The sequence below is a fragment of the Streptomyces sp. E11-3 genome (assembly GCF_046540415.1).
Taxonomy (GTDB): Bacteria; Actinomycetota; Actinomycetes; order Streptomycetales; family Streptomycetaceae; genus Streptomyces.
Genome location: NZ_JAZGRL010000002.1, coordinates 125,888 through 148,691, shown reverse-complemented (window position 1 = coordinate 148,691; position 22,804 = coordinate 125,888). Strand labels below are relative to the sequence as shown.

The 22,804-nt window shown below is 71.3% G+C and carries 16 protein-coding genes and 3 pseudogenes; 14 read left to right on the top strand and 5 right to left on the bottom strand.

Annotated features, from left to right (window positions below; all coding sequences use genetic code 11):
- Window positions 1-43 precede the first annotated feature (43 nt).
- From U9R90_RS19430 to U9R90_RS19405, 6 genes and pseudogenes are all read left to right on the top strand, one after another.
- Window positions 44-1,420: a BNR repeat-containing protein gene (locus U9R90_RS19430; protein ID WP_411057912.1), complete on the top strand. Its 1,377-nt coding sequence runs from the start codon at window positions 44-46 to the stop codon at window positions 1,418-1,420.
- Between the two features lie 104 nt (window positions 1,421-1,524).
- Entirely contained in the window at window positions 1,525-1,836 is a 312-nt protein-coding gene (locus tag U9R90_RS19425) for a hypothetical protein (protein WP_411057911.1), read from the top strand.
- A 19-nt stretch (window positions 1,837-1,855) separates the two neighbouring features.
- A pseudogene (locus U9R90_RS19420) lies at window positions 1,856-4,030 on the top strand (SpoIIE family protein phosphatase); the annotation flags it as partial.
- Window positions 4,031-4,074: 44 nt separating this feature from the next.
- A complete protein-coding gene (locus U9R90_RS19415; protein WP_411059740.1) occupies window positions 4,075-5,139 on the top strand; it encodes a sugar ABC transporter substrate-binding protein in 1,065 nt (354 codons plus the stop codon).
- A 22-nt stretch (window positions 5,140-5,161) separates the two neighbouring features.
- Entirely contained in the window at window positions 5,162-5,950 is a 789-nt protein-coding gene (locus tag U9R90_RS19410; RefSeq protein ID WP_411057910.1) for an ATP-binding cassette domain-containing protein, read from the top strand.
- Window positions 5,947-7,176, top strand: coding sequence for a sugar ABC transporter permease (locus tag U9R90_RS19405; protein WP_411057909.1), 1,230 nt, complete (start codon window positions 5,947-5,949; stop codon window positions 7,174-7,176). The genes U9R90_RS19410 and U9R90_RS19405 overlap by 4 nt, the downstream gene beginning before the upstream one ends.
- A gap of 54 nt (window positions 7,177-7,230) precedes the next feature.
- Here U9R90_RS19405 and U9R90_RS19400 read toward each other — a convergent pair.
- Window positions 7,231-8,175, bottom strand: a pseudogene (locus U9R90_RS19400) (GlxA family transcriptional regulator); the annotation flags it as partial.
- A gap of 94 nt (window positions 8,176-8,269) precedes the next feature.
- Between U9R90_RS19400 and U9R90_RS19395 the strand changes: the two are divergent.
- From U9R90_RS19395 to U9R90_RS19385, 3 genes are all read left to right on the top strand, one after another.
- A complete protein-coding gene (locus tag U9R90_RS19395) occupies window positions 8,270-9,259 on the top strand; it encodes a hypothetical protein (RefSeq protein WP_411057908.1) in 990 nt (329 codons plus the stop codon).
- Complete coding sequence (locus U9R90_RS19390; RefSeq protein WP_411057907.1) at window positions 9,225-10,454, top strand: alpha/beta fold hydrolase; 1,230 nt, start codon at window positions 9,225-9,227, stop codon at window positions 10,452-10,454. The genes U9R90_RS19395 and U9R90_RS19390 overlap by 35 nt, the downstream gene beginning before the upstream one ends.
- 197 nt (window positions 10,455-10,651) lie before the next feature.
- Complete coding sequence (locus tag U9R90_RS19385) at window positions 10,652-11,116, top strand: hypothetical protein (protein WP_411057906.1); 465 nt, start codon at window positions 10,652-10,654, stop codon at window positions 11,114-11,116.
- On the opposite strand, the gene U9R90_RS19380 is transcribed toward U9R90_RS19385, so the two are convergent.
- On the bottom strand, window positions 11,106-13,703 hold the full coding sequence (locus U9R90_RS19380; protein ID WP_411057905.1) for a SpoIIE family protein phosphatase: 2,598 nt from the start codon (window positions 13,701-13,703) through the stop codon (window positions 11,106-11,108). The genes U9R90_RS19385 and U9R90_RS19380 overlap by 11 nt on opposite strands.
- A 218-nt stretch (window positions 13,704-13,921) precedes the next feature.
- Here U9R90_RS19380 and U9R90_RS19375 point away from each other — a divergent pair, with 218 nt between their 5' ends.
- The 4 genes and pseudogenes from U9R90_RS19375 (at window position 13,922) to U9R90_RS19360 (ending at window position 17,817) form a co-directional block, all read left to right on the top strand.
- Complete coding sequence (locus U9R90_RS19375; RefSeq protein ID WP_411057904.1) at window positions 13,922-14,413, top strand: beta-class carbonic anhydrase; 492 nt, start codon at window positions 13,922-13,924, stop codon at window positions 14,411-14,413.
- Window positions 14,414-14,573: 160 nt separating this feature from the next.
- Window positions 14,574-15,702 (top strand): annotated as a pseudogene (locus U9R90_RS19370) (CapA family protein).
- Window positions 15,703-15,814: 112 nt separating this feature from the next.
- Window positions 15,815-17,173: a phosphoribosyltransferase family protein gene (locus U9R90_RS19365; RefSeq protein ID WP_411057903.1), complete on the top strand. Its 1,359-nt coding sequence runs from the start codon at window positions 15,815-15,817 to the stop codon at window positions 17,171-17,173.
- Between the two features lie 110 nt (window positions 17,174-17,283).
- Entirely contained in the window at window positions 17,284-17,817 is a 534-nt protein-coding gene (locus U9R90_RS19360) for a GNAT family N-acetyltransferase (protein ID WP_411057902.1), read from the top strand.
- Between the two features lie 3 nt (window positions 17,818-17,820).
- On the opposite strand, the gene U9R90_RS19355 is transcribed toward U9R90_RS19360, so the two are convergent.
- On the bottom strand, window positions 17,821-19,188 hold the full coding sequence (locus U9R90_RS19355) for a DUF6777 domain-containing protein (protein WP_411057901.1): 1,368 nt from the start codon (window positions 19,186-19,188) through the stop codon (window positions 17,821-17,823).
- Between the two features lie 170 nt (window positions 19,189-19,358).
- Between U9R90_RS19355 and U9R90_RS19350 the strand changes: the two genes are divergently transcribed.
- The gene (locus tag U9R90_RS19350) at window positions 19,359-20,660 is read left to right on the top strand and encodes a streptophobe family protein (protein WP_411057900.1); all 1,302 of its coding nucleotides are present in this window, start codon (window positions 19,359-19,361) and stop codon (window positions 20,658-20,660) included.
- A gap of 271 nt (window positions 20,661-20,931) precedes the next feature.
- Here U9R90_RS19350 and U9R90_RS19345 read toward each other — a convergent pair whose 3' ends face one another.
- Window positions 20,932-21,966 (bottom strand): serine/threonine-protein kinase, encoded by a 1,035-nt coding sequence (locus U9R90_RS19345; RefSeq protein WP_411057899.1) that lies wholly within the window; start codon window positions 21,964-21,966, stop codon window positions 20,932-20,934.
- Window positions 21,966-22,802, bottom strand: a complete 837-nt coding sequence (locus U9R90_RS19340) for a hypothetical protein (RefSeq protein ID WP_411057898.1) — start codon at window positions 22,800-22,802, stop codon at window positions 21,966-21,968. Before U9R90_RS19340 ends, U9R90_RS19345 begins: the two co-directional genes overlap by 1 nt.
- Between the last annotated feature and the right edge of the window lie 2 nt (window positions 22,803-22,804).

Genomic DNA, 22,804 nt, shown 5'->3' with positions numbered 1-22,804 from the left:
GACCCCTGACCGTCGCGGTGCTGGGCACGTACTGTTCACCGCCATGTCCCTGTCCGGCACGGCAGCCCAAGCGGCCGACCCCGCTCCGGCGGTCAGCAAGGTCGCCGACACCCAACTCGACTCCCAGGCCCTGTACTTCGTCTCGTACAACGGCCTCGTCAACAACAACGCCTTCCAGAAGAACGGGCTGCTCACCTACCAGGGCTACCAGTACGCCACCTGGTACACCGCCGACCGCAGCGCCGTCGTCGCCCGCCGCGCCCTGGGCGCCACGAACTGGCAGACCGTCAAACTCCCGCACAAACTGCGCTACAACGACTCGCACAACGTGATCTCCATGGGCATCTCCCGCCTCGACGGGCGCCTGCACCTCACCATGGACTCGCACAGCGACGGCTTCTTCGACGTCAAGTCCGCCCCCGGCCTCCTCGACAACCCCTCCGAACGCGCCTGGACCGCAGGTGAGTTCGGCGGAGTGCAGACCACCCTCGACGGACTCGGGCTCACCTCCCAGTTCACCTACCCGCAGTTCGTCGCCACGCCGGAAGGCCGGCTCCAGCTCAGCTACCGCGTCGCCGTCTCCGGCAACGGCCGCAACGCGCTGGCCGAGTACGACGGCACGAAGTGGACGGCGCTGGGGGAGTGGACCAGCTCCACCGGCACCTACACCAGCGAGCACGGCTCCAGCACCGCCCGCAACATGTACCTGCACGGCATCGACTACAGCGGCGACGGCCGGCTGCACGCCTTCTTCACCTGGCGCGAGCAGAACGGCGCCGTCATGCGCGACGGCGGCGGCATCACCAACCACGACACCGGCTATGTCTACTCCACCGACCGGGGCCGCACCTGGCGCAACAACGACGGCACCGTCGTCGGCACCACCGGCGGCAGCGACAAGGTCGCCGTCAACGACCCCGGACTGATCGCCGACCCGATCGACCCCGACCACTCCCTGATGAACCAGGAGAGCCAGGCCACCGACTCCGCGAACCGCCCGCACGCCCTGATCAGCTACGTCCCCGGCCGCTTCGGGCAGTGCACCACCGACTACGTCAACGACCGCACCGCCAACGGACGCGCCTTCCACATCCGCAAGGACCTCACCACCGGCGCCTGGAAGAAGACCGAGATCCCGGTGCCGCTGAACTCCAGCCAGCGCACCAAACTGGTCCTGGACACGTACGACAACGCCTACGCGATCTTCCCGTTCGGCCGTATCGCCGGTGCCTCCAAGGCCTCCGGCTACACGGACTGGAAGATCCTGTACGACGGCGACGGCCTGGGCGCGTTCGGCGAGGTCGTCATCGACGAAACCCGCCTCAAGCAGGACAACGTTCTGTCGATCATGTACCAGCGGAAGTCCAGCGGTACGACCCCCTCGCCGATCCGCGTCGCCGACTTCGCCCTGCCGCGGTGACGGGCCTGACTGGCTGCCACCGCCCGACAGGGAGCAGCATGGAGTAGGAGCACAAAGCGCGGCACACCCTGGCGGGTCCCCGCGTATGGAGGCGGTGCGATCTTTTGACCGGGCAGATCTTTGCTTCCTGCGGGGTCGGGCTCGCCGCTGTCTACGTGCTGACGGAGAGCGGCCGTGAGCTCCAGCTCGCCGAGGTGGTCGAAGACGCCGACGGGACGCACAAAACGGCGACGGCGTACGCCCTCACCGACCGCTCACCCGTCGCCGACGCCTGCCGCGCCGGCCGCCCCCTGTGGCTGACCGCAGAGGACGTCGCCCGGTACGGCACGGACAGTTCCGAAATTCCCGCCCGCGCGCCCATCGAGAGCCGGGGTGACGCCACCGCGGTTCACCCCACCCATCGAGAGCCGGGGTGACGCCACCGCGGTTCACCCCATCTCGATGGGCGCGCTGCCGTTGGGCGGGGAGTCCAACCTGCTGGGCTGCCTGCTCGTGGTGGGCCAGGCCGCGGACGGCGGCTTCAGCGCCGACCAGCGCACGCTCCTGGAGCTCTACGCCGACCAGACGGCCGCGGGGCTGGAAGCGGTCGCGGCCCGCGTCACCGAGACGCCACCCCAGACGGGACCGACCCTGCTACCCCTGCGCGGCGGCTCCTTCGCCCTCACCCTGAGGACCGGGCGGATGGACGTGGACGCGGCGGTCCTGGACCTGCTCGGCATCCCCCCACAGGACTTCGACGGCGACGTCGCGACGCTGCTGGAATGCGCCGTCCCGGACGACATGCCCGCGCTGCTGTCGGTCGTGGAGCCCCGCCAGATGGACGGCGACCAGCAGCTCGCGTTCCGGATTCGCCGCCCCGGCGGCGAGCTGCGCTGGCTGGGCCTGCGCTGCCGCGTGCTGCCAGGACCCGACGGCCGGCCGCAGCGCATGCTGGGCGTGGTGGGCGACGCCTCGTATCTGCGCCCCAGCGTCGACGACGTGTCCCTCGTACAGCGGCTGTCCGCCGCGCTGGCCGGCGCGACCACCATCCGCGATGTCAGCAGGGTGGTGGTCGAGTCCCTGCGCGCCCCGCTGGACGCCGACCGGGTGGCGGTGGCAGAGCTTGAGGGGGACCGTTTCGTGGTCACCGTCCTCGACCCTCCGGAGCCGGCCGCCTGGCCCGACTCGTGGCGCTCGGAATGGCGCTCGGAGTGGCCCGACGCGTCCAGCCACACCCTGCCGACCCTGGAGAACGTCCTGCGCGAGGGCCACGTCAGCCTGTGGCAGGCGGGCGCCGATCTCGAATCCGGCCTCGCGGGCGTCGGTCCCGGCGGCCTGGCCGTGCTGCCGCTGCCCGCGGACGGCCGGATGGTCGGGGTGTGCCTGGTGGGGTGGGACGGTGAGCACCACTTCGGGCCCGAGGAGCGCTCGCTGCTGACCGCGACCGCGGGCATGGTCGGCCAGGCCCTGACCCGCGCGCACGCCCTGGACGCCGGGCACGAGCTCGCCGCGATGCTGCAGCGCAGCCTGCTGCCCCGCAAACTGCCCGACCTGCCCGGCGGGGTGGCCGTCGCCCGGTATCTGCCCGCGACCGTGGGCCTCGAAGTGGGCGGCGACTGGTACGACGTGATCCCGCTCTCCGACGGCCACGTCGCGCTGGTCATCGGCGATGTGCAGGGGCACAGCGCCGGAGCCGCCACGATCATGGGACAGATGTGCACCGCCATCCGCGCCTACGCGGTCGAGGGCCATCCGCCCGACGTCGTGGTGGCCCACGCCAACCGGCTGCTGGTCGGCATGGAGACCGACCTCTTCGCCACCTGCTGCTACGTCGAACTGGACATGGAGGAGGGCATCGCCTGGGCCGTCCGGGCGGGACATCTGCCGCCGCTGCTGCGCCTCCCCGACGGCACGACCGAGGAGCCGGAGATCGAAGGAGGACCCCCGCTCGGCGTCATCGCCGACGGCGAGTTCCCGATGACCGAGCTCAGCCTCGCCCCCGGCACCCTGATCACCCTCCTGACGGACGGACTGGTGGAATCGGCGACCCTCCACCTGGAGGACGGCATGCGCGGCGTGCGCGAGGTGCTCGCCGGCGCCGACCCGGCCGATCCCGGGCGGGTGGCCGACGAGCTCGTCGCCAGCACGCACCGGAGGGACGACGACGTGGCCGTGCTGATCCTGCGCTACGACGGTATGCGGGTGCGGCCGATCCGGGCCCGGTGGGCGGTCTGGCGGCTCCCTGACGCCGTCATGCACGCGCGCCGCTTCACCGCCCGTACCCTGCGCTCCTGGTCCGTGGTGGAGGAGGTCGACGTCGCCCTGCTGGTCGTCTCCGAGTTGGTCACCAACGCCACCGCGCACACCCGCGGCGAGGTACGCCTCGACCTGACGCTGGCCGGCGACCGCCTGCGCGTCGCCGTGAACGACGCCTCGCCCCGCGCGCCCGTCAAGGCCACGAGCGTCGACTGGGAGGCGACCGGCGGCCGCGGCCTGCTGCTCGTCGAGGCGATGTCCGAGTCATGGGGCTCGGTGCCCCTCAGCGGCGGCAAACAGGTGTGGAGCGAGATCGCGCTGTCGCCACGCGAGGTGCCCGCGCCCGGCACCGTACCGACTACGGGCAGGAGGTGAGCGCAGTGCCCATACCCACACACCGTCGCCGGGCCACCGCCGTCATGGCCGGGCTCGCTCTGGCGGCCACCCTCGCGGCCTGCGGAAAGGCCGCCCAGGTGGAGCAGCCGGGCAGCGCCGCCACCGGCGACGGCCTGGAGATCGGTCTGCTGCTCCCGGGCGCCACCGATCGCTGGGAGCGGTTCGACCGGCCCCTGATCGAGAAGAAGATCCGTGAGCTGTGCGCCGCCTGCACCGTGGAGTCCGTGAGCGCGAACCACGATGTCGCGACCCAGCAGCGGCAGGTCTCCGCGGCGATCACCCAGGGCGTCAAGGTGATCGTCATCGGCGCCGTCGACTCCAAGTCGATGCGTTCCTCGGTCGAGAGGGCGCGGAAGGCGGGCATCGAGGTCGTCTCCTACGACCGGCTCGTGGAGGGCCCGGTCTCCGCGTACGTCTCCTTCGACGGCGAGCGGGTGGGCCGGCTCCAGGGCGAAGCGCTCCTGGAAGCCCTCGGTGCCAAGGCGGACGGCGGCCAGATCGTGATGATGAACGGTGCCGCGACCGACCCCAACTCCGCCTCGTTCAAGAAGGGCGCGCTGTCGGCCCTCCAGGGCGAGGTGAAGATCGGGAAGGCCTACGACACCACCGAGTGGCGGCCGCTGAACGCCAACCGCAACATGTCCGGAGCCATCGCCGCCCTGGGCGCCGACAACATCGACGGCGTCTACTCGGCCAACGACGGCCTCGCCTCGGGCGTCATCTCCGCCCTCAAGGCCGCCAAGATCCGGCCGCTGCCCCCCGTGACCGGGCAGGACGCCGAACTCGGCGGGATCCAGCGGATCGTCGCCGGCGAGCAGTACATGACCGTCTACAAGCCGTTCACCCTGGAGGCGGATGCCGGCGCCCGGATGGCCGTCGCACTCGCCCACGGCGAGAGCGTGGACCAGATCGCCGACACCACGGTGAACAGCCCCTCCACCGACGGCATCCCCGCCGTGCTGCTCACCCCGATCTCCGTCACCGTCGACAACATCAGGGAGACCGTGGTCAAGGACGGGATGCACACCGTCGATGAGATCTGCACGCAGAAGTACGCGGCCGACTGCGCGAGAGCGGGACTCACCTAACGGACCGGCGAAGGAGGAGCAGATGGTTCACACGTCAGCACCACCCCTGCTGGCGCTGCGGGGAATCTCCAAGCGCTTCGGCGCGGTGCAGGCGCTCGCGGACATCGAGCTCGAGATCCACGCCGGCGAGGTCGTCGCCCTGGTGGGCGACAACGGCGCGGGGAAATCCACGCTGGTCAAGGTGATCGCGGGGGTCGCCCCCGCCGACCGGGGCGTCATCGAGTGGGACGGCCAGCCCATCCATATCGTGCGCCCCCACGACGCCCAGATCCTGGGCGTCGCGACCGTCTACCAGGACCTGGCGCTGTGCGACAACCTCGACGTCGTCGGCAACCTCTTCCTCGGCCGCGAGATCCACCGGCTGGGCATCCTGGACGAGGTGGAGATGGAGCGCCGTACGCTCGGCCTGCTGCACACCTTCTCCATCCATATGCCGAGCGTGCGCCTCCCCGTCGCCGCTTTGTCCGGCGGGCAGCGGCAGACCGTCGCCATCTCCCGCTCACTGCTCGGCGAACCGAGGCTGGTGCTGCTCGACGAGCCCACCGCCGCGCTCGGCATCGAACAGACCGCCCAAGTCCTCAAGCTGGTCGATCAGCTGCGTGAAAGGGGCCTGGGGGTGCTCCTCATCAGCCACAACATGGGTGACGTCAAAGCCGTCGCCGACTCCGTCGCCGTCCTGCGCCTCGGCCGGAACAACGGCTTCTTCGACGTGCCGACCACGTCCCACGAACAGATCATCTCCTCCATCACCGGGGCCACCGACAACGCCGTGACACGCCGCACGTCACGCGAGTGGGAGGCGGACCTGTGAGCAGCACACCGACGACGAAACAGCGCCGGGGCGCGAGACCGCACCTGGCCGGGCGTCTCACCGAGGCGATCAAGGAACGGCTCCGCAGCGGTGAGCTCGGTTCCCTGCCGGTCATGCTCAGCCTGGCCTCGATCTGGATCATCTTCGTCAGCCTCAACGGGAACTTCCTCTCACCGCGCAACCTGTCCAATCTGAGCGTGGACATCGTCGGCACGGGACTGATCTCCGTCGGCATCGTCTTCGTGCTCCTGCTGGGGCAGATCGACCTGTCGGTCGGCTCGGTGAGCGGGCTCGCCGCCGCCGCGTTCGCCGTACTCAACGTCCGCCAGGGCATGGCGGAGGTCCCCGCCGTCGTGATCGCGGTGGCCATGGGCACCGCCATCGGATTCATCCACGGGTTCGTCTTCGCGAAAGTGGGCGTCCCCGCGTTCGTGGTCACCCTGGCGGGACTGCTCGGCTGGAACGGCCTCATGCTCTACATCCTGGGCGCGAGCGGCACGATCAACATCGACGACGAGGGCCCCGTCGCCATGCTGACCAACTTCTACTTCCACTACGTCGCCGTCGCCTACGGCGTGGCAGCGCTCGGTACCCTCGGCTACTTCCTCGTCTCCCTTCAGGACGCCAGGCGTCGCAGAGCCGCGGGAGTGCCGTCCCGGTCGCTGGGCGAGATCGGCGTCCGTACGGCAGCCCTGGCCGTGATCGTCTTCGCCGCCGCCATCGTGCTCAACCGGTTCCAGGGCCTGCCGCTCGCCCTGTTGATCTTCATCGCGGTACTCGTCACCCTCGACTACGTCCTGCGCCGCACCACGTACGGAAGGATGATCTTCGCGCTCGGCGGTGGCGTCGAAGCCGCCCGCCGAGCCGGCGTCAACGTCGACTGGATCCGTATCTCGGTGTTCATGATGTCCGGAACGATGGCCGCGGTCGGCGGCCTCTTCCTGGCCTCCCGGGTCACCTCGGCCAGTACGTCATCGGGATCCGGGAACCTCCTGATGAACGCCATCGCCGCAGCCGTCATCGGCGGCACCAGCATGTTCGGCGGGCGCGGCAGGGTCTGGTCCGCCCTGCTCGGCGTCCTGGTCATCCAGTCGATCGCCTCGGGCGTGGCCCTCCTGGGCATCCAGGCAGCCGTCCAGTTCATGATCACGGGCGGTGTGCTGCTGGTCGCCGTGGTCATCGACTCCCTGTCGCGCCGCGCCCAGAAGGCACACGGACGGGTCTGAGCCGGGTGCCACGGAACCGGTGGACAGGTCCTGGGGACTCCCATACGCCACGTCCTTGAAGGTGCGCCGGTGAGTCGTGGGGCCCACGCCGCGCCGGGCGGAGAAGTGATGGCGCAGCGCGTCGGCGCTGTGGAAGCCGGCCCTGGCGGCCACCGCCTCGACCGGTAGGTCGGTGCGCTCCAGGAGTTCCTCGGCGCGCTGCAGCCGCTGGTCGAGCAGCCAGCGCAGGGGAGTGGTCCCGGTCGCCGCCTTGAACCGTCTGGCGAAGGTACGCGGCGACATCAGGGCCCGGTCGGCGAGCACCCGCACGGTCAGCGGACGGTCCAGGTGCGCCTGCATCCAGTCGATCAGCCCGGACAGCCCGTAGTCGGCCGCGGCCGTCGGGACGGGCATCTCGATGAACTGTGCCTGCCCGCCGGACCGGTGAGCCGGTACGACCATACGGCGGGCCAGCGCGTTGGCCGTGGCCGAGCCGTGCGCCTGGCGCACCACATGGAGACAGGCGTCGATACCGGCGGCCGCTCCGGCGCTGGTGAGGATCGGCCCGTCCTCGACGTACAGGACCTCGCGGTCGACCTGGACCTGGGGATACCGCTCGGCCAGCCGGTCGGCGAACTGCCAGTGGGTCGCGGCGCGCCGCCCGTCCAACAGCCCCGCCGCGGCGAGCGGAAAGGCGCCCGTGCACACGGAGAGCACCCGGGCGCCACCGGCGACGGCAGCGCGCAGTGCGTCGACGACCGCGGGCGGCACCGAGTGGTCCAGGTCCGGCCAGGCCGGAATGGTCACCAGGTCGGCAGTCGCGATGCGGTCCAGCGCGTGGTCGACATGGATCGCGAACCCCGCTGTGGTGGCGACCAGTCCGGGATTCGGCGCGCACACCGCGAAGTCGTAGACCGGCAGCCGGTCTTCGGACCGGTCGAGTCCGAAGACCTGACACACCACACCCAGCTCGAACGGCGCGACCCGCTCGCCGACCAGCGCGACCACCTGACGTATCACGCCGCCAGTCTGCCAGGAGTCGTGGCAGAAACTTCCCGCACCCTGACTGCCCTGCCAGTACCGTGTGGGCCCTCGGCCCGGCAAAGCTGTGATCATGGCACTGAACGCAACCAGCGACGGCTTCCCGCTCCCCGGTCCCGGCCGCTCAGCAGTCGTCGCCCCAGCACCCGGTCCGGGGCCGCACCGGTGGGCGGGCGCACCGAGCGCCGCCCTCGACACGGACGGGTCCGTCGTCCTGGCCTACCGCGTGCGCGACGGGTTCGGCGCGGACCACAACGTCATCGCGCGGTCGGCCGACGGGGAGTCGTTCACCACGGTCGGCACGCTCACCTCGCACGGCCTCGGCGCCCAGATGGTTGAGCGCCCTGCCCTGGTGCGTACGGGCTCGGGCCGCTGGCGGCTCTACGTCAGCTGCGCCACGCCCGGCAGCCCGCACTGGTGGATCGGTGTGCTTGAGGCGGCCACGCCGGAGGGACTCGCCGACGCGCCGGTGCGCCGAGTGTTAGACGGGGACGAGCACACGCTCGCGGTCAAGGACCCGGTGATCCGCTGCGATGGCCACCGCTGGCAGGCATGGATCTGCTGCCACCCCCTGGACCGGCCAGGCGAGGACGACGACCGGATGAGCACGGCCTACGCCACCAGCGACGACGGGCTGACGTGGCAGTGGCACGGGACGGTCCTGGCCCCTCGCCCCGGCACCTGGGACGCCCGCGGTGCGCGTCTGTCCGCCGTCCTGCCCGACGGCCGCGCCTGCTACGACGGGCGGGCCTCGCGGGAGGAGAGTTGGTTCGAACGCACCGGCCTGGCCGCACCGGCCCCCGGCGACGGCGGCGCGCCCGTACTGGCCGCGCTCGCGGACTCCCCGGTCGTGGACGTCCGCTACCTGGACGTCCTCGCGCTGCCCGACGGCGCCCACCGGCTCTACTACGAGGCTCGGCTGCCCGACGAAAGCCACGAGCTGCGGACCGAACTGATCCCCCGTCATGTCTCCGAGGCGCTCGCCCTGGGCCATGGGGATCAAGGGCCGCGAATCGTAACCTATATGGATGGAGGGGGACACCTACCGCTTCGGGGACTATGAGCTGGACACGGCTCGTCACCAGCTCCGCCGGGCGGGTGAGCCGGTCCACGTCGAGCCCCGGGCCCTCGACCTGCTGCGCCATCTGGTCGAGCACCGGGACCGGGTGGTGCCCAAGAACGAGTTGCTCGACGAGGTGTGGGGCGACCGCTTCGTCAGCGAGGCCGCCCTCACCACGGGGCTGCGGACCGCGCGCCTGGCCGTGGGCGACACCGGCAGCCAGCAGCGACTGATCCGTACGGTGTACCGGCGGGGCTACCAGTTCGTGGCCCCGGCGACGGTGGTCGGGGCTGGCCCGCCCGCCGCCGACCGGGGCTCCGGCGTTGAGGCGACGGCACCGCGAGGACCGAGCGGCGCGGACCGCCAGACCATCCGGTTCTGCCGGGCCGGCGACGGTGTCCGTATCGCCTATGCCACCGTCGGGTCGGGCCCGCCCTTACTCAAGGCGGCCAACTGGATGACCCACCTCGACCTGGAGTGGACGACCCCGGTGTGGTCGCATTGGCTCCACGGCCTTGGCCGCAACCGTCGGCTGGTCCGCTATGACGAGCGGGGTTGCGGCCTCTCGGACTGGGCGGTGCCCAGCTTCTCGTTCGACGACTGGGTCGATGACCTGGAGAGCGTGGTCGAGGCCGTGGGGCTCGATCGCTTCCCCCTGCTCGGGGTGTCGCAGGGCGGTGCGGTGGCGGTGGCGTACGCCATGCGTCGTCCCGAGCGGGTCAGCCGGCTGATCCTCGCCGGGGCCTACGCCCGAGGACGGCAGGTTCGGGCCCGGGACAAGGCCGAGCGCGATGCGGCGGCCCTCGACCTGGATCTGGCCCGGGTAGGGTGGATCCACCAGGACCCCAGCTTCCTGAGGGTCTTCGCCTCCCAGTTCCTGCCCGAGGGCACGGCGGAGGAGCGGGACGAGTTCACCAGGTTCCAGCGGCGGACGACCTCGCCGGCCAACGGGGTCCGTTTCCTGGAGGAGTTCGCCCGGATCGACGTGTCCGACATCGCCCATCGGGTGAACTGCCCGACACTGATCATCCACTCGCGCGACGACGCGCGGGTGCCGGCCTCGCAGGCCAGCGAGCTGGCCGCCCTCATTCCCGACAGCCGGCTGGTCCTGCTTGAGAGCCGCAATCACCTCCTCACCGCGTCCGAACCGGCCTGGGCCGAATTCCTGTCCCACATCGACGATTTCCTGGCCGAGTGACCTCAAGTGGCTGAAACAGCACGCCAGTTGAGATCTCCCTCAGCTCGTCCTCAGGAAAGCCTCAGACTCCCACCAAGCCGTGCCGTGCTGGCAGGCCCGATGCTCGAACGGTAGCGGGCCGAGGAGCAGCCGCACGAACACCGCCCCCAGCCCCGCGTTCATTCCCGACGCACGACACGAGAGAGAAGGACCCACGCATGGGGCTCGACACCACCAGGACATCCGGCCCGATCCGGACTCGGCGTAGCCTGGCGCTACTGATCGCCACGGGAGCCGGGCTGGGTTCCCTGCTGCTGGGAACGGTTCCCGCGCACGCCAACGCCACCACCAAGCACGTCGCGTCAGACGGCCAGTCGGTCGCGTTCAAGACGAGCGACAGCAGCAAGCGAGTACGGGGAAAGATCACGTTCACCGTGAAGGCGGACGGCAACTGGTCGATCAACGCGGACGCGCACAACCCGCGCCCCGCGGGCCGAAACGTCCGCTGGACCTGTGACCTGTCGTGGGACGCATCAAGCGTCAGGAACTCGACCGGGAAGACGTGGGTGCCCCGCAAGAAGACCCGCACCCTCACCGCGGCGGCGTACGACCCCTACATCCAGGCGGACTTCGCCAAAATCGTCGACCGCGGGACGGCCGACTGCGACATCGTCATCGGCTAGCGGGGCGGGTGCCCGCCCGGCGTGCCGCGAGCAGCAGCGCGATGTCATCCGGCCGTTCGGTCGCTGTCCGCGCCTCGCTGATCAACTTGTCCGCGATGCCTACCAGCGAGGAGAACTCGCTGGTAGCGAGCGCACTCCGCAGCCGCTCGACGCCCTCATCGATATCGATACCTGGTTGTTCCACCAGACCGTCGGTGTAGAGGGCGAGGATGGCGCCGGGCGCCAGCCGCAGTTCGGTGAGGCCGTACGTAGCCTCCAAGTCCACGCCGAGGACGACACCGCCCGCCAGGTCCAGGACTTCGGTCTGTCCGTCCGGGTGCCGCAGCAGGGGCTGCGGATGTCCCGCGCGTACTGCCTGGGCCACACCGGACACCGGGTCGAGGACGATGTAGCAGCAACTGGCGATCTGGTCGTGGTCCAGGTCGATGAGCAGCCGGTTCGTGCCGAGCATCACCTCCTGCGGAGCACGGCCGGCGAGCGCGAACGCGCGCACCGCGCTGCGGAGTTGACCCATCGTCGCGGCGGCCGCGACGCCGTGCCCCTGTACGTCGCCGATGACCAGAGCGAGTCCCCGCTCGGTCTCCACCACGTCGTACCAGTCGCCTCCCACCTCCATGCCCTGGGTGCCCGGGAGATAGCGCCCGACCGTATCCACATCGTCGCGGACAGGCAGCCGGTGCGGCAGCAACGCGTCCTGAAGCCCCCGGGCCAGAGCGGCCTCCGAGTCATAGCGCCGGGCCCGCTCCAGGGCCTGTGCGATCAGTCCGGCGAGGGCCGTGAGAACCGTACGGTCTTCGGGGCTGAAACCCCGTGGCTCATCGAAGCCGAGGATGCACGAACCGACCGGCCGTCCGGAGGCGATCAGCGGCAGGAAGGCTCGGGCCCCGGTATGAGCGTCCAGCGGGATGCCCGGATAGGTCGCGGCCAGGTGCTCCATCGACTCGAAGAAGATCGGCCGCCCGGTGGTGAGGGTCTCCACCCCCGGCAAACGGGCGTCGAGCGCTACGCCGTCGAACCGGTCAAGGAAGCCACGCGGAAAGCCGGTTTCCCAGGCCAGGTAGAGATGTCCCTCTCTGAGCAGGTAGATGGCCAGCTGGCGTCCCCCGAAGGCGGGCAGCAGCTCCTCCGTCACCACGGCGGACACCTGGCGGGCGGTGACGGCCTCCGTCAGCGCGATGGCCAGGGCGACCGGGCGGTACATCGCGGAGGCGCGATCGGCCGGGGAGCCAAGACCCAGGCCCGGCTGAACCGTGGACGGGGGCGTGTACTCGGGCTCCTCCGCCGCGGTGAAGGTGACGGTGAGCCCGCCGCGGTGGGGATGCAGCGATACCGACAGCCACTGTCCCGGGGCCCGGCAGGCAGGGAAGCGAACGGGCTGCAGGGACAGCATCGCGGACCGGTAGTGGTCTTCGTAGGCCGCAGGGGCCAGCCAGGGAACGGCTTCCCACAGCACCTGTCCGGCCAGCTCCTCCTGGCTGCGGCCGAGCAGGGCCTCGGCACGGTCGTTGGCGTGGGCGATCCGGCCAAGACGGTCGAGCGAGACGAGACCTGTCGGGATCTGATCGGGAGCCCCGGCAGATGACGCCCCGGTGCCGAGATCTACGAGGAGCCCGCTCAGCCGACCTCTCCTACGAGCATGTTCCCGACCACCTACCCCGCCATCTTCACTACTGCCAGGGTGCGGGCTGGCGCGGTGCGCGGTCAGTTCCACCAGGTGCGGGCGTCCGGCCGCGTCCAGAAGCCGCATCCTGCGCGCGAGTGGCCGGTCCTGCTCGGACGCCTGGCGGGCGGCGATCCAGAGCCCGTACGCGTCCCCCCGCGGAAGCCGCTTGACCAGTGCCCCCAAGGTGCCGGGAAGCTCGGCGGGGTCGAGACCGAGGATCGTGCACAGCTCCGCGTCTCCGGCAAGCAGGCCGCTGTCGAGATCCCAGTCGAGCTGCCCGATCCGCGCCGGCTGATCAGTGACCTCCGGCAGCTGAACGGACACCGGATCACGGTCCCACAGGGTGGACACCCCCTCAGCGGCCAGCTCCGACAGGGTGCCGCCAAGGCGCTGTGCGGCACCGAGCATCTGACGCCGGTCCGCGCTCGTCACGGGAACGCCGGGCGTGGCTGGACGTACAGCCACCAGCACGCCGTACCTCTCAAGACCAGCGGCGACAGGCGCGTACAGCGACCCGAAATCGAACGGAAGACCCGCCATGAGCTGCGGGTACCGGCGCATGGCTTCCTGGGGGTCGGCGAGGTTGATGGGTCTGCCGGAGCGATGGACGTGAGCGACGGGGAAGGGCCTGTTCACATGCATCTGCCGCCACGGGTGGAAGAGGTGGATCGGCAGCCCGACGATGACGGCCAGCCTCAGCAGACCAGGGGTCCGGGAGCGCAGATAGAGGCTTCCGGCATGGCCGCCGACGGCGTCGATCGCCTGCACGCTGGCATGGGCGAGCAGCAGACCGAGCTCATCCGCACCTGCGGCCTCGCTGTTCCGCGTGCCAGGCGTCGCTCCGTCCTCACTCCGTGAGGCACGCGCGGCCGCACGCTTCCTGGTCACCCTGCCAGGATGCGCCTTGACCGAGGCACCGTGCACGTCGGTGAGGGCCGGACGGGCCGGACCGTGTGATCACGCCTGCCACGCGGTTCGGTGTCCGTGGTCAGTAGCCCGCGGCGGTGCGGATGGTCGAAATATCCCATATAGGCAAAAAATCCTTACCCTCTCTCGTGGTGCGGGCTGGGGTGTTGGCGACGATGACTCCAAGGCCGCGCCCGGCCGAGCCTGTGACGAGACGTACGCCTGGAGGAAGAGCGATGAGTGCCGTCGACGACGTGCTCGAGAACAACGCTGCGTTCGCGGCGGCGTACAAGGACCTCGATCCCCCGCGGCCACCGAGAAAACGCCTGGCCGTCATCGCCTGCATGGATTCTCGGCTCGACATCTACAAGATGCTCGGGCTCGAAGAGGGGGACGCGCACGTCATCAGGAACGCCGGAGGGGTGGTCACGCAGGACACGATCCGGTCGCTGGTCATCTCGCAGCGTGTCGGCGGGACACGAGAGATCATGCTCATGCACAACACTGAGTGCGGGATGCTCACGTTCAGGGACGAGGAGCTGAAACGGCAGGTAGAGAGCGAGACAGGTGCCGAGGTGCCCTTCGCGTTCCATGCTTTCAGCGACCTGGAGGAGCAGGTGCGTCGCTCCGTGGCCCGCATCCGGGAAAGCCCGCTCCTCGTCCACAAGGACACCATCCGCGGCTTCGTCTACGAAGTCCGCACCGGCAGGTTGCGCGAGATCCGCTGACGGCTTCGAGGCTGGCCACAACCCGTCCGGCCCGCCGGGACGCCGCTCAGGCGAGAGCGTCGGGGGCGGGGAGGATGTCGGCCGGTTCGGCGCGGACGGCGCGCGGGCCCCCGGCCGCCGCCCGGAAGCAATACCCGCCGGACCGGCCTAGCCTGGAGGAATGGACGGTGACCTTGTCACGCTGTTCCTGGCCGGTGATGTGATGCTCGGCCGCGGAGTCGACCAGATCCTTCCGAACCCCGGCGATCCGAAGCTGCCGGAGTCGTACATCAAGGACGCCCGCGCCTACGTGGAGCTGGCCGAGGAGGCGAACGGCCGGATTCCTCGGCCGGTCGATTTCTCCTGGCCTTGGGGCGACGCGCTGGACGTGCTCGCCGCTGCGGCGCCCGATGCCCGGATCCTCAATCTGGAGACCGCCGTCACGCAGAACGACGAGATCGCGCCCGGGAAGGCCGTCCACTACCGGATGCACCCGGCCAACCTGCCCGGCCTGGCCGTCGCCCGCCCGCACGTCTGCGCCCTGGCCAACAACCATGTGCTGGACTACGGCCGCCGCGGACTGGAGGAGACCCTCGACGCCCTGACGGACGCGGGTCTCCGCTCGGCAGGGGCGGGGTGGAACGCCGGCGAGGCCCGGCGTCCCGCGATCGTCCCCGTCACCGGCGGCCGGCGTGTCCTGGTCTTCTCCCTGGGGATGGCCTCCAGCGGCATACTCCACAGCTGGGCCGCCACGGCAGAGCGCAGCGGGGTCGACTTCGTCGCCGAGCCGTCGGACGCCGCCGCGGCCCGGATCGCCGCCCGGCTGCGGCGGGCCAAGCGACCGGGCGACATCGTGGTCGTCTCGGTCCACTGGGGGTCCAACTGGGGCTACCGCATCCCGCATGACCAGGTCCGCTTTCGGCCATGCGCTCATCGACGGCGGCGCGGACATCGTGCACGGCCACTCCTCGCACCATCCGCGGCCGTTGGAGTCGTACCGGGGAAAGCTGATCCTCCACGGCTGCGGCGACCTGATCAACGACTACGAGGGCATCGGCGGCCGGGAGGAGTACCGGGGCGAGCTCCGGCTGCTGTACTTCGCCACCGTGGACCCGCACGACGGCCTGTTCCACGATGTGCGCATCGCCCCGATGCGGTCCCGGCGGATGCGGCTGGTGCGCGCGGCGGTCGAGGACTCGAGGTGGGTACGGGACGTTCTTGGCCGGATCAGCCGGGCCTACGGCTCACACGTAGAACCGAACCCGGACGGCACCCTCACCGTCCGGCCGTCCCAGGGGCCGCGGACGTGAGGAGGACCGTACCCCCGACGGGGAGTGCGGCCCGCTCGGTGACGCGTACGCCCGGCCCGCACGGCGGACTTGACTCGGGACTCGAGGACCTCACCTCACCCGGGAGGCGATCATGTACTTCACCGATCGAATAGACGCGGGCCGGCGGCTCGCCGCCCTGCTGCACCACCTCAAGGGCCAGGACCTGGTGGTCGTGGGACTTCCCCGCGGTGGTGTCCCGGTCGCCGCACAGGTGGCCGAGGCACTCGACGCTCCGCTCGACGTCTGCCTCGTACGCAAGCTGGGCGTGCCCTTCCAGCCGGAGCTGGCCATGGGCGCCATCGGCGAGGAAGGCGTGCGCGTCATCAACGACGAGGTGGTACGCGCGACGGGCGTGACGGACCGTGACCTGGCGGCGGTGGAGGCACACGAGCGCGGCGTCCTGGAACAGCGCGCCCGCCGCTACCGGGGCGATCGGCAGCCGGCCCGGTACGAGGGACGGACGGTCCTGGTGGTGGACGACGGTCTGGCGACCGGCTCCACGGCACTGGCGGCCTGCCGGATCGCACGCGCCCGCGGCGCGTCACGGATCGTGCTGGCGGTACCCGTGGCGCCGCACGACTGGTCGTCCCGCCTCGGCGGCGAGGCGGACGAAGGCGTCTGCCTGCACACCCCCCGGCAGTTCTACGCGATCGGCCAGTTCTACGCGGACTTCGAGCAGACCAGCGACGAGGAGGTCAGCGCCTGCCTGGAGCGCAACCGCGCGGCGCACGCCACGTCCGACGCGCCGTCGGCATCGGGCAGCGCCTCCCCGCAGCACGACTCCCTGCCCTACGACAGGGCGGTCCGGATACCAGCCGGAAGCGCCGCGCTCGACGGGCGGCTGACGGTACCCCGAGGCGCTCCCGGGGTCGTCCTGTTCGCCCACGGCAGCGGCAGCAGCAGGAAGAGCCCGCGCAACCGCTTCGTCGCCACCGGGCTGAACCGCGCCGGTCTGGGCGCCCTTCTGTTCGACCTGCTCACCGAGGCCGAGGCGGTGAACCGGGACAACGTGTTCGACACGGAGCTGCTCGCCCGCCGCCTGACCCAGGCGACCGTATGGCTGCGTGAGCAGCCCGACACCCAGGGCCTGGAGTTCGGCTACTTCGGTGCCAGCACGGGCGCCGCCGCCGCGCTCTGGGCCGCGGCGGAGCCCGCCGCGGACATCGCGGCAGTCGTCTCCCGCGGCGGCAGGCCGGACCTGGCCGACCCCAGGCTGCCGGAGGTAAAGGCTCCGACGCTGCTCATCGTCGGGGGCCGCGACCACCAGGTGCTGGACCTCAACCGGCAGGCCGCGGCGCGCCTGAGCTGTGCGCATGAGGTGGCCGTCGTCCCTGGCGCGACGCATCTCTTCGAGGAACCCGGCACCCTGGAATCGGTGACCGAGCTGGCCACGGACTGGTTCAACAGGTACCTCACCTCCGCCGTTCCGCACGCGGGAGCCCGCGGGTGAACCGATCGCCGCCCGGCTGCCGGGACCTCGTCGGCGCCGTCCGAGCCCCTGGCTGCTTGGCCGGGGGAGCGATTACCACCAGGAGCCGCTCCTTCGGCAGGATGGGAGGCATGACCGAGATCCGCACCCCCCGCCTCATCCTGCGCCGCTGGCACGACGACGACCTCGCCCCCATGGCGGACATCAACGCCGACCCGGCGGTCATGCGCTGGACCGGCGACGGCTCGGTTCTCGACCTGGACCAGACGGCGGAGGCCATCGAGCGGTGGGAGGACGAGTGGGACGACGAGGGCTTCGGCCTCTTCGCCGTCGAACTGCTCGCCTCCGGCGAACTGGCCGGGTTCACGGGACTCACCGTGCCCGAGTTCCTGCCGGAGATCATGCCCGCCGTGTCGGTCGGCTGGCGGCTCGGTCGGCAGTTCTGGGGCCAGGGTTACGCGTCCGAGGCCGCGCACGCCACGCTGGAGTTCGCGCTGCAGGACCGCGGCCTTGACCGTGTCGTCAGCATCGCCCCGGTGGGCGATGCCGCCTCCGAGAACGTCGCGCGCAAGCTCGGCATGGTCCCGGAGCGCGAGACCGTACACCCGGTGCACGAGGTCGCGCTCCAGGTGCAGGCCATCGATCTCACGGAGTTCCAGGCGTAGCCCTTACGAGACCGAGGTGGTCGGGCCGTAGGGACCGGGCTGGGTGTCCGTCGCCGCTCCGTCCGTCCCCGCTCCGTCCGTCGGCGGGCCGGTCTCGTCCGTCGGTGACGTGTCCGTGGGTGAAGTGTCCGTGGGTGACGTGTCGGTCGGCGACGGCGAGGTGGGTGACGCGGTCACGGGCACACAGGTGGTCGTGGCGTCCGGGGTGGCTCCCGTGGTGGGCGACGGTGTCGTACCCGACGGGCACAGCGTCGGCGAGGGCGACGGAGACTGGGTGGTCGTCGTCGGCGAGGGCTCCGAGGTCGGGGGCGTGGTCGGCTTGTCCTTCTCGCCCGTGTCGCCCTTCTCCCGTTCGAACCACTTGCCGTTCCTGAGGTCCAGGATGACGAACACGTTCACCACCTGCGGCGCGGGAGCGACGGCGACCACGTTCGACGGCCGGTACTCGGGCCAGGAGTTGCCCTTGCGCTCCGCATCGCCCCGCAGAGCCACCGGGGGAGTCAGCGGATTGCCGCAGGCGCACCGCACCCGCGGCACGCCGTGCTCGTCGACGAGAACCGCGGTGCCCGCCTGCAACACCGCCTGGTAGCTGGTGGCCGCGCCGTTCTTGTAGCCGTGGTTGGTGACCCGGGTGTCCATCCGCAGCTGCAACGGAGTCAGCGACCGCAGATACGAGGGGACTTCGGAAGCCTCGATCTTCGGCACCGAGGCGAACGCCTTGTTCTTGTCCGGCTCGGCCGTGAGCGTGCTGATCTGCTGTTCCACGTCACAGCTGGCGATGTTGCGCGTCCCGCCGTACAGGCCAGGGGCCGAACCCTCCACGCTGCGCGTGACATTGGTGTCGGTCTCCGGAGCGCTGGGCAGCGTCGGCGGCGGTGCGGAAGGGCGGCTGTCAGGCTCCGAGGACTCGGTGAACGGGTCGACGCCGGTAGCGCTCGCGGCCTGGAGGAAGACCTCGCCCTCCGAGCCCGATGCGCCACCACCCTTGCCGCCATCGTCCGGACGGGTGAGGACGATGACCAGCACGGTGGCCGCAACGATCGCGGCGGCGATGCCGGCCACCTTGGGCACGGAGCGCCACCAGGGGGTTCCCGGACCCTCGCCGGGGCCCTCACCCGGGCCTTGAGCGGGACCTTCGGGGCCACCCCCCTTCCCGCCACCTGAGTCCCCGCCGCCTGTGCCGCCCCCACCGCTGCCTCCGCCACTGCCACCGCCACCGCCGCCGGTCGGCGGTTCCGGCGGGACAGAGCCGGGCGGAGGCGTGGGGCTCAGCTCGGTGGGCGCCTCTGGCGCCGGTCCCGGACGGCCGCCTGACAGCGGGCCGGAAGGAGGACCGGTAGGGCGGTCTGACGGCGGCGGCTGGGAACTCACGGGCCTCTTCTCCCCGGCATAGCGATGTCGGTGAACGCGGAATATCTAGTAATGTCCCGCTTTCTTCCATGCCGCCCCTATTGTGTGCCTCGCCATCGCCCTGCCCGCAAGCTGAATCGGTCGGCCCAGCCCAGGGAGCGCCCCCACCCCCAGGTGCTTAGCGTGGCAGCGTGAGCGCGCAGCAGACCAGCGACCGGAGCGGCGTGAGCCGCGCCGCCCACGGATGGCCACAGGCCCTCGCGGCGATGGTCGCCGCACTGGCCGTCATGGCCGTGACGGCGGCGCTAGGCCTGTGGGCGGCGGGAGCGACGGACCTGCCAGGCGCCTCCTTCTGGCGGGTGGCCGCGGCGGTCGTCCTGATGGCCGTCGGCGGATCCATCTCGCTCTCCGGCGACGCCAGCGCGATCGTCGGAGCGGACGCGGACCTGGCCGCACTGCCGCTCTCGGTCGCCCTCGCCGGGGCCCTGACCCTCGCGGCCGGCTTTCTGCGGCCGCTGCGGCACCGGGCCGTCGCGGGCGCCGACGAACTCGCCGGCTGGGCGGCGCGGCTGGCCGTGCTGTGGGCCGCCGCCCTCCTCGCACTGTGCGCCAGCGCCCGGTACACCTTCGAGATCCCCGTCGACGACCCCACGGGCGGCCTCGTCACCGACGTACTCGGCACCTCGTCGCCCAGCATCGGCTTCCGCGCCGACTACGCCCTCAGCCTCGTCTTCGGCCTTTTGTGGCTCGCGGGCGTGCTCATCCTGGCCCTGCTCGTCTCGCGCGGGGCGCCGCTCCCGGCCCGCCTCGTGCGCTTTCAGGAGTCGGTGCGCCCGGCCGCGTACGCCATGGTCGTCCTGCTCCTGGCCTACGTCGCCGTGGGGCTGGTCATCGGGCTGGTCGTCGCCGCGACCCGCGGTCACGCGGTGGAGACGTTCGCCGTCATCCTGCTGGGACTGCCCAACCTCGTCTGGCTCGCCCTGACCCTCGGCCTCGGTGCGTCCTGGGAAGGCCGGGTGGAGGGCCCCTTCGGCCTGCCCATGCCCCACGTACTGGACCAGGTGCTGCGGAGCTCGTCCGACGCGACCCTCAATCTGCGCACGCTGTCGGAGCACGACGGGCGGGTGTGGTGGCTGGCTGTCGTCGCGGGGGTGCTGTTGCTCGGGGCGGCCTTCTTGATGGCGGTCCGCTCACCCGCACGCGTGCGGCTCTGGCAGCACGCCGTCCACATGGCGGCGGCGCTCGCCCTCACCGTGCTGGCCGTCTGCCTGGTCGCCACCACCTCCGCACACCTCGGCCTGTCGCTCCTCGGCATCGGCGACCTCGGCGGCGCGCTCTCGGCCAAGGTGGCCCTGCGCCCCCACCTCTGGACGGCCGTCGGCATGGCCGCGGGCTGGGGCCTGCTCGCCGGCTTCCTCGGCGGCCTGCTGGCGCTGCCGGTCCACCGCCGCGGCGAGGTACGGTCCGACTCCGCGACGACGCCACCCGACTGACGTACCGTCGCCCGGGTTCAGAGCCTGTCTTTGAACCCCCGCCTGCGCCCCGACGCCCGGCACGCACTCTCGCCGCACGGCGCCACAGGACAGGTGGCTCCTTCCCCAAGCTCTCGGCTTCTCCCCCACTCTCGGCTCCGCTCGAGCGGGAGGTGCCCCCCTGAGCAGGGGAGACCCCATTCATGGCCTGTACCGCCGCACGCCGATGGCACGCACCAACCGCCGCTGCGCCCGCGCTCCGCGCGGACGACGGGGGTTCAAAGACAGGCTCTCAGCGGACCCGTCCGGGGAAGACCGGCATCGCCCAGCGGGGCGGCTCGGGCGGCGGATCCGGGGGAGCAGCGAGGCCGCCGAGGTGGGCGTCGACGCGGGTCGGCGCATGGCCGCCCGCGAGGTCGACCTGGGCGGTCCGGGGCTTCTGCGCCGCGGCCGAGCGCAGGTCGGACACGAACTCCAGACAGGACCCGTACCGCTCGTCCGGGGTCTTGGCGAGGGCTTTCGCCAGTACGTCGTCGAGCGCGGCGGGCAGATCGGGGCGCCGCGTGGTCAACGGCGGTGGCGGATCGTACTGGTGGGCCCAGAGCAGCGCCAGATCGTCGTCCCGCTGGAACGGCGGTGCCCCGGCCATCGTTTCGTAGACGACGCAGCCGAGGCTGTAGACGTCGCAGCGGCCGTCCACCGGGCGTCCGGAGATCTGCTCCGGAGCGACGTAGTCGAGTGTGCCGACGAACTGGCCCACCGTGGTCAGGCCGGTCAGCGACAGGGACTTCTTCGTCAGGCCGAAGTCGGTGAGGTAGACATGCTCCGGATGGTCGCTGTCCGTGCCCGCCGCGATCAGGATGTTGCCCGGCTTCACATCGCGGTGCACCAGCTCGTGGGCGTGCGCGGCGTCCAGCGCGGACGCCACCTGCGTGGCGATCCGCCCCGCCGTCTCGGCCGACAGCGGCCCCTGACGGTCGAGCAGGACGCGCAGGTCCTGCCCGGGGACATAGCGCATGGCGATGTAGAGGATGCCGTCGGTCTCGCCCGCCGCGAACACCGGCACGATGTGCGGATGGTCGATGGCGGCGGCCACCTGTGACTCATGCGTGAACCGCTTGCGGAAGGTGTCGTTGCGGGCGAGCTCGGGGGCGAGCAGCTTGAGGGCGACCGTCCGCTCCAGGCGCAGGTCACGGGCGCGGTAGACGACCGCCATGCCGCCGCGGCCGATCTCGCGCTCCACGAGGTAGCCCGCGATCCGCTGTCCGATCAGCTCCGAGGGCCGACCGTAGGCGATGCTCGGGTCCCGTGCCGCGCCGCCCGGCATCAGGGTTCACCCCTCAGGTCGGGCCCTGCGGGCGGGCGTGCCGGCTCGGCGTCGTCGCCAGGGGTGTCGGGGGAGCCCCGGGTATCAGGGGAGCCGGGGGTATCGGGGGAGCCCGGAGTGTCGGAGTCGCCGCCGGGTACGCCCGCTCCGCGCAGCCGCGCGGAGTCGACGATCCGCGTCGGCTCATGCCCGACACCGCCCGGACCACCCGGACCGCCCGGACCGCCCGGACCGCCCGAAGCACTCGAACCGCCCGGACTGGTCGGACCGCCCGAAGCGCCCGGACCGCCCGGCGCCGCATCCGGCGCGCCCGCCGCCGGGGCACCGGACCCACCCGGCGCCGGATTCTGGCTCGGAGCCGCAGCGGACGCGAAGGCCGTCAGGCGGGTGCCGTCGCAGTAGACCCAGCGCTCGTGCTCCGGGTCGTACAGCCACACCGACTCGCCGTCCACGACCATCCCCACGCGCAGCCCCTGTGTCCTGCGGTGGAACGCCTCTCCGTCCGCCTGCCCCTGCGACAGATCCTCCGCCGCGCTGCGGTACTGCCGCAGCGCCTCCTCGGCCCGCGCCATCAGCGGCCGCGGATCCGCCGTCCGGGTCAGGGGACGGCCGGCGTCCGGGGGCTGCTGCGGAACGGACACCAGGAGCCGCGCGTCGACCCAGGTCGCCCAGCCGTTCGCGCACTCCACCTGCCCCCAGTCGCCGCGCCGCTCCACCAGCCGCACCGGCAGCAGCGGATCGAGCGGCTCGGACGGGTGCGACGCATCGGGCTCCTCCCAGGAGGGCAACCCGTCCTGGGGGATCACATGCGTCGGGCGGAAGTCCCATGTGGTCATGG

Coding starts and splice junctions, on each gene's coding strand:
- U9R90_RS19340 (WP_411057898.1), bottom strand. CDS start 22,802: ATGACCACATGGGACTTCCGCCCGACGCATGTGATCCCCCAGGACGGG.
- U9R90_RS19375 (WP_411057904.1), top strand. CDS start 13,922: ATGAGTGCCGTCGACGACGTGCTCGAGAACAACGCTGCGTTCGCGGCG.
- U9R90_RS19390 (WP_411057907.1), top strand. CDS start 9,225: ATGGAGGGGGACACCTACCGCTTCGGGGACTATGAGCTGGACACGGCT.
- U9R90_RS19395 (WP_411057908.1), top strand. CDS start 8,270: ATGGCACTGAACGCAACCAGCGACGGCTTCCCGCTCCCCGGTCCCGGC.
- U9R90_RS19385 (WP_411057906.1), top strand. CDS start 10,652: ATGGGGCTCGACACCACCAGGACATCCGGCCCGATCCGGACTCGGCGT.
- U9R90_RS19415 (WP_411059740.1), top strand. CDS start 4,075: ATGGCCGGGCTCGCTCTGGCGGCCACCCTCGCGGCCTGCGGAAAGGCC.
- U9R90_RS19410 (WP_411057910.1), top strand. CDS start 5,162: ATGGTTCACACGTCAGCACCACCCCTGCTGGCGCTGCGGGGAATCTCC.
- U9R90_RS19365 (WP_411057903.1), top strand. CDS start 15,815: ATGTACTTCACCGATCGAATAGACGCGGGCCGGCGGCTCGCCGCCCTG.
- U9R90_RS19430 (WP_411057912.1), top strand. CDS start 44: ATGTCCCTGTCCGGCACGGCAGCCCAAGCGGCCGACCCCGCTCCGGCG.
- U9R90_RS19360 (WP_411057902.1), top strand. CDS start 17,284: ATGACCGAGATCCGCACCCCCCGCCTCATCCTGCGCCGCTGGCACGAC.
- U9R90_RS19345 (WP_411057899.1), bottom strand. CDS start 21,966: ATGCCGGGCGGCGCGGCACGGGACCCGAGCATCGCCTACGGTCGGCCC.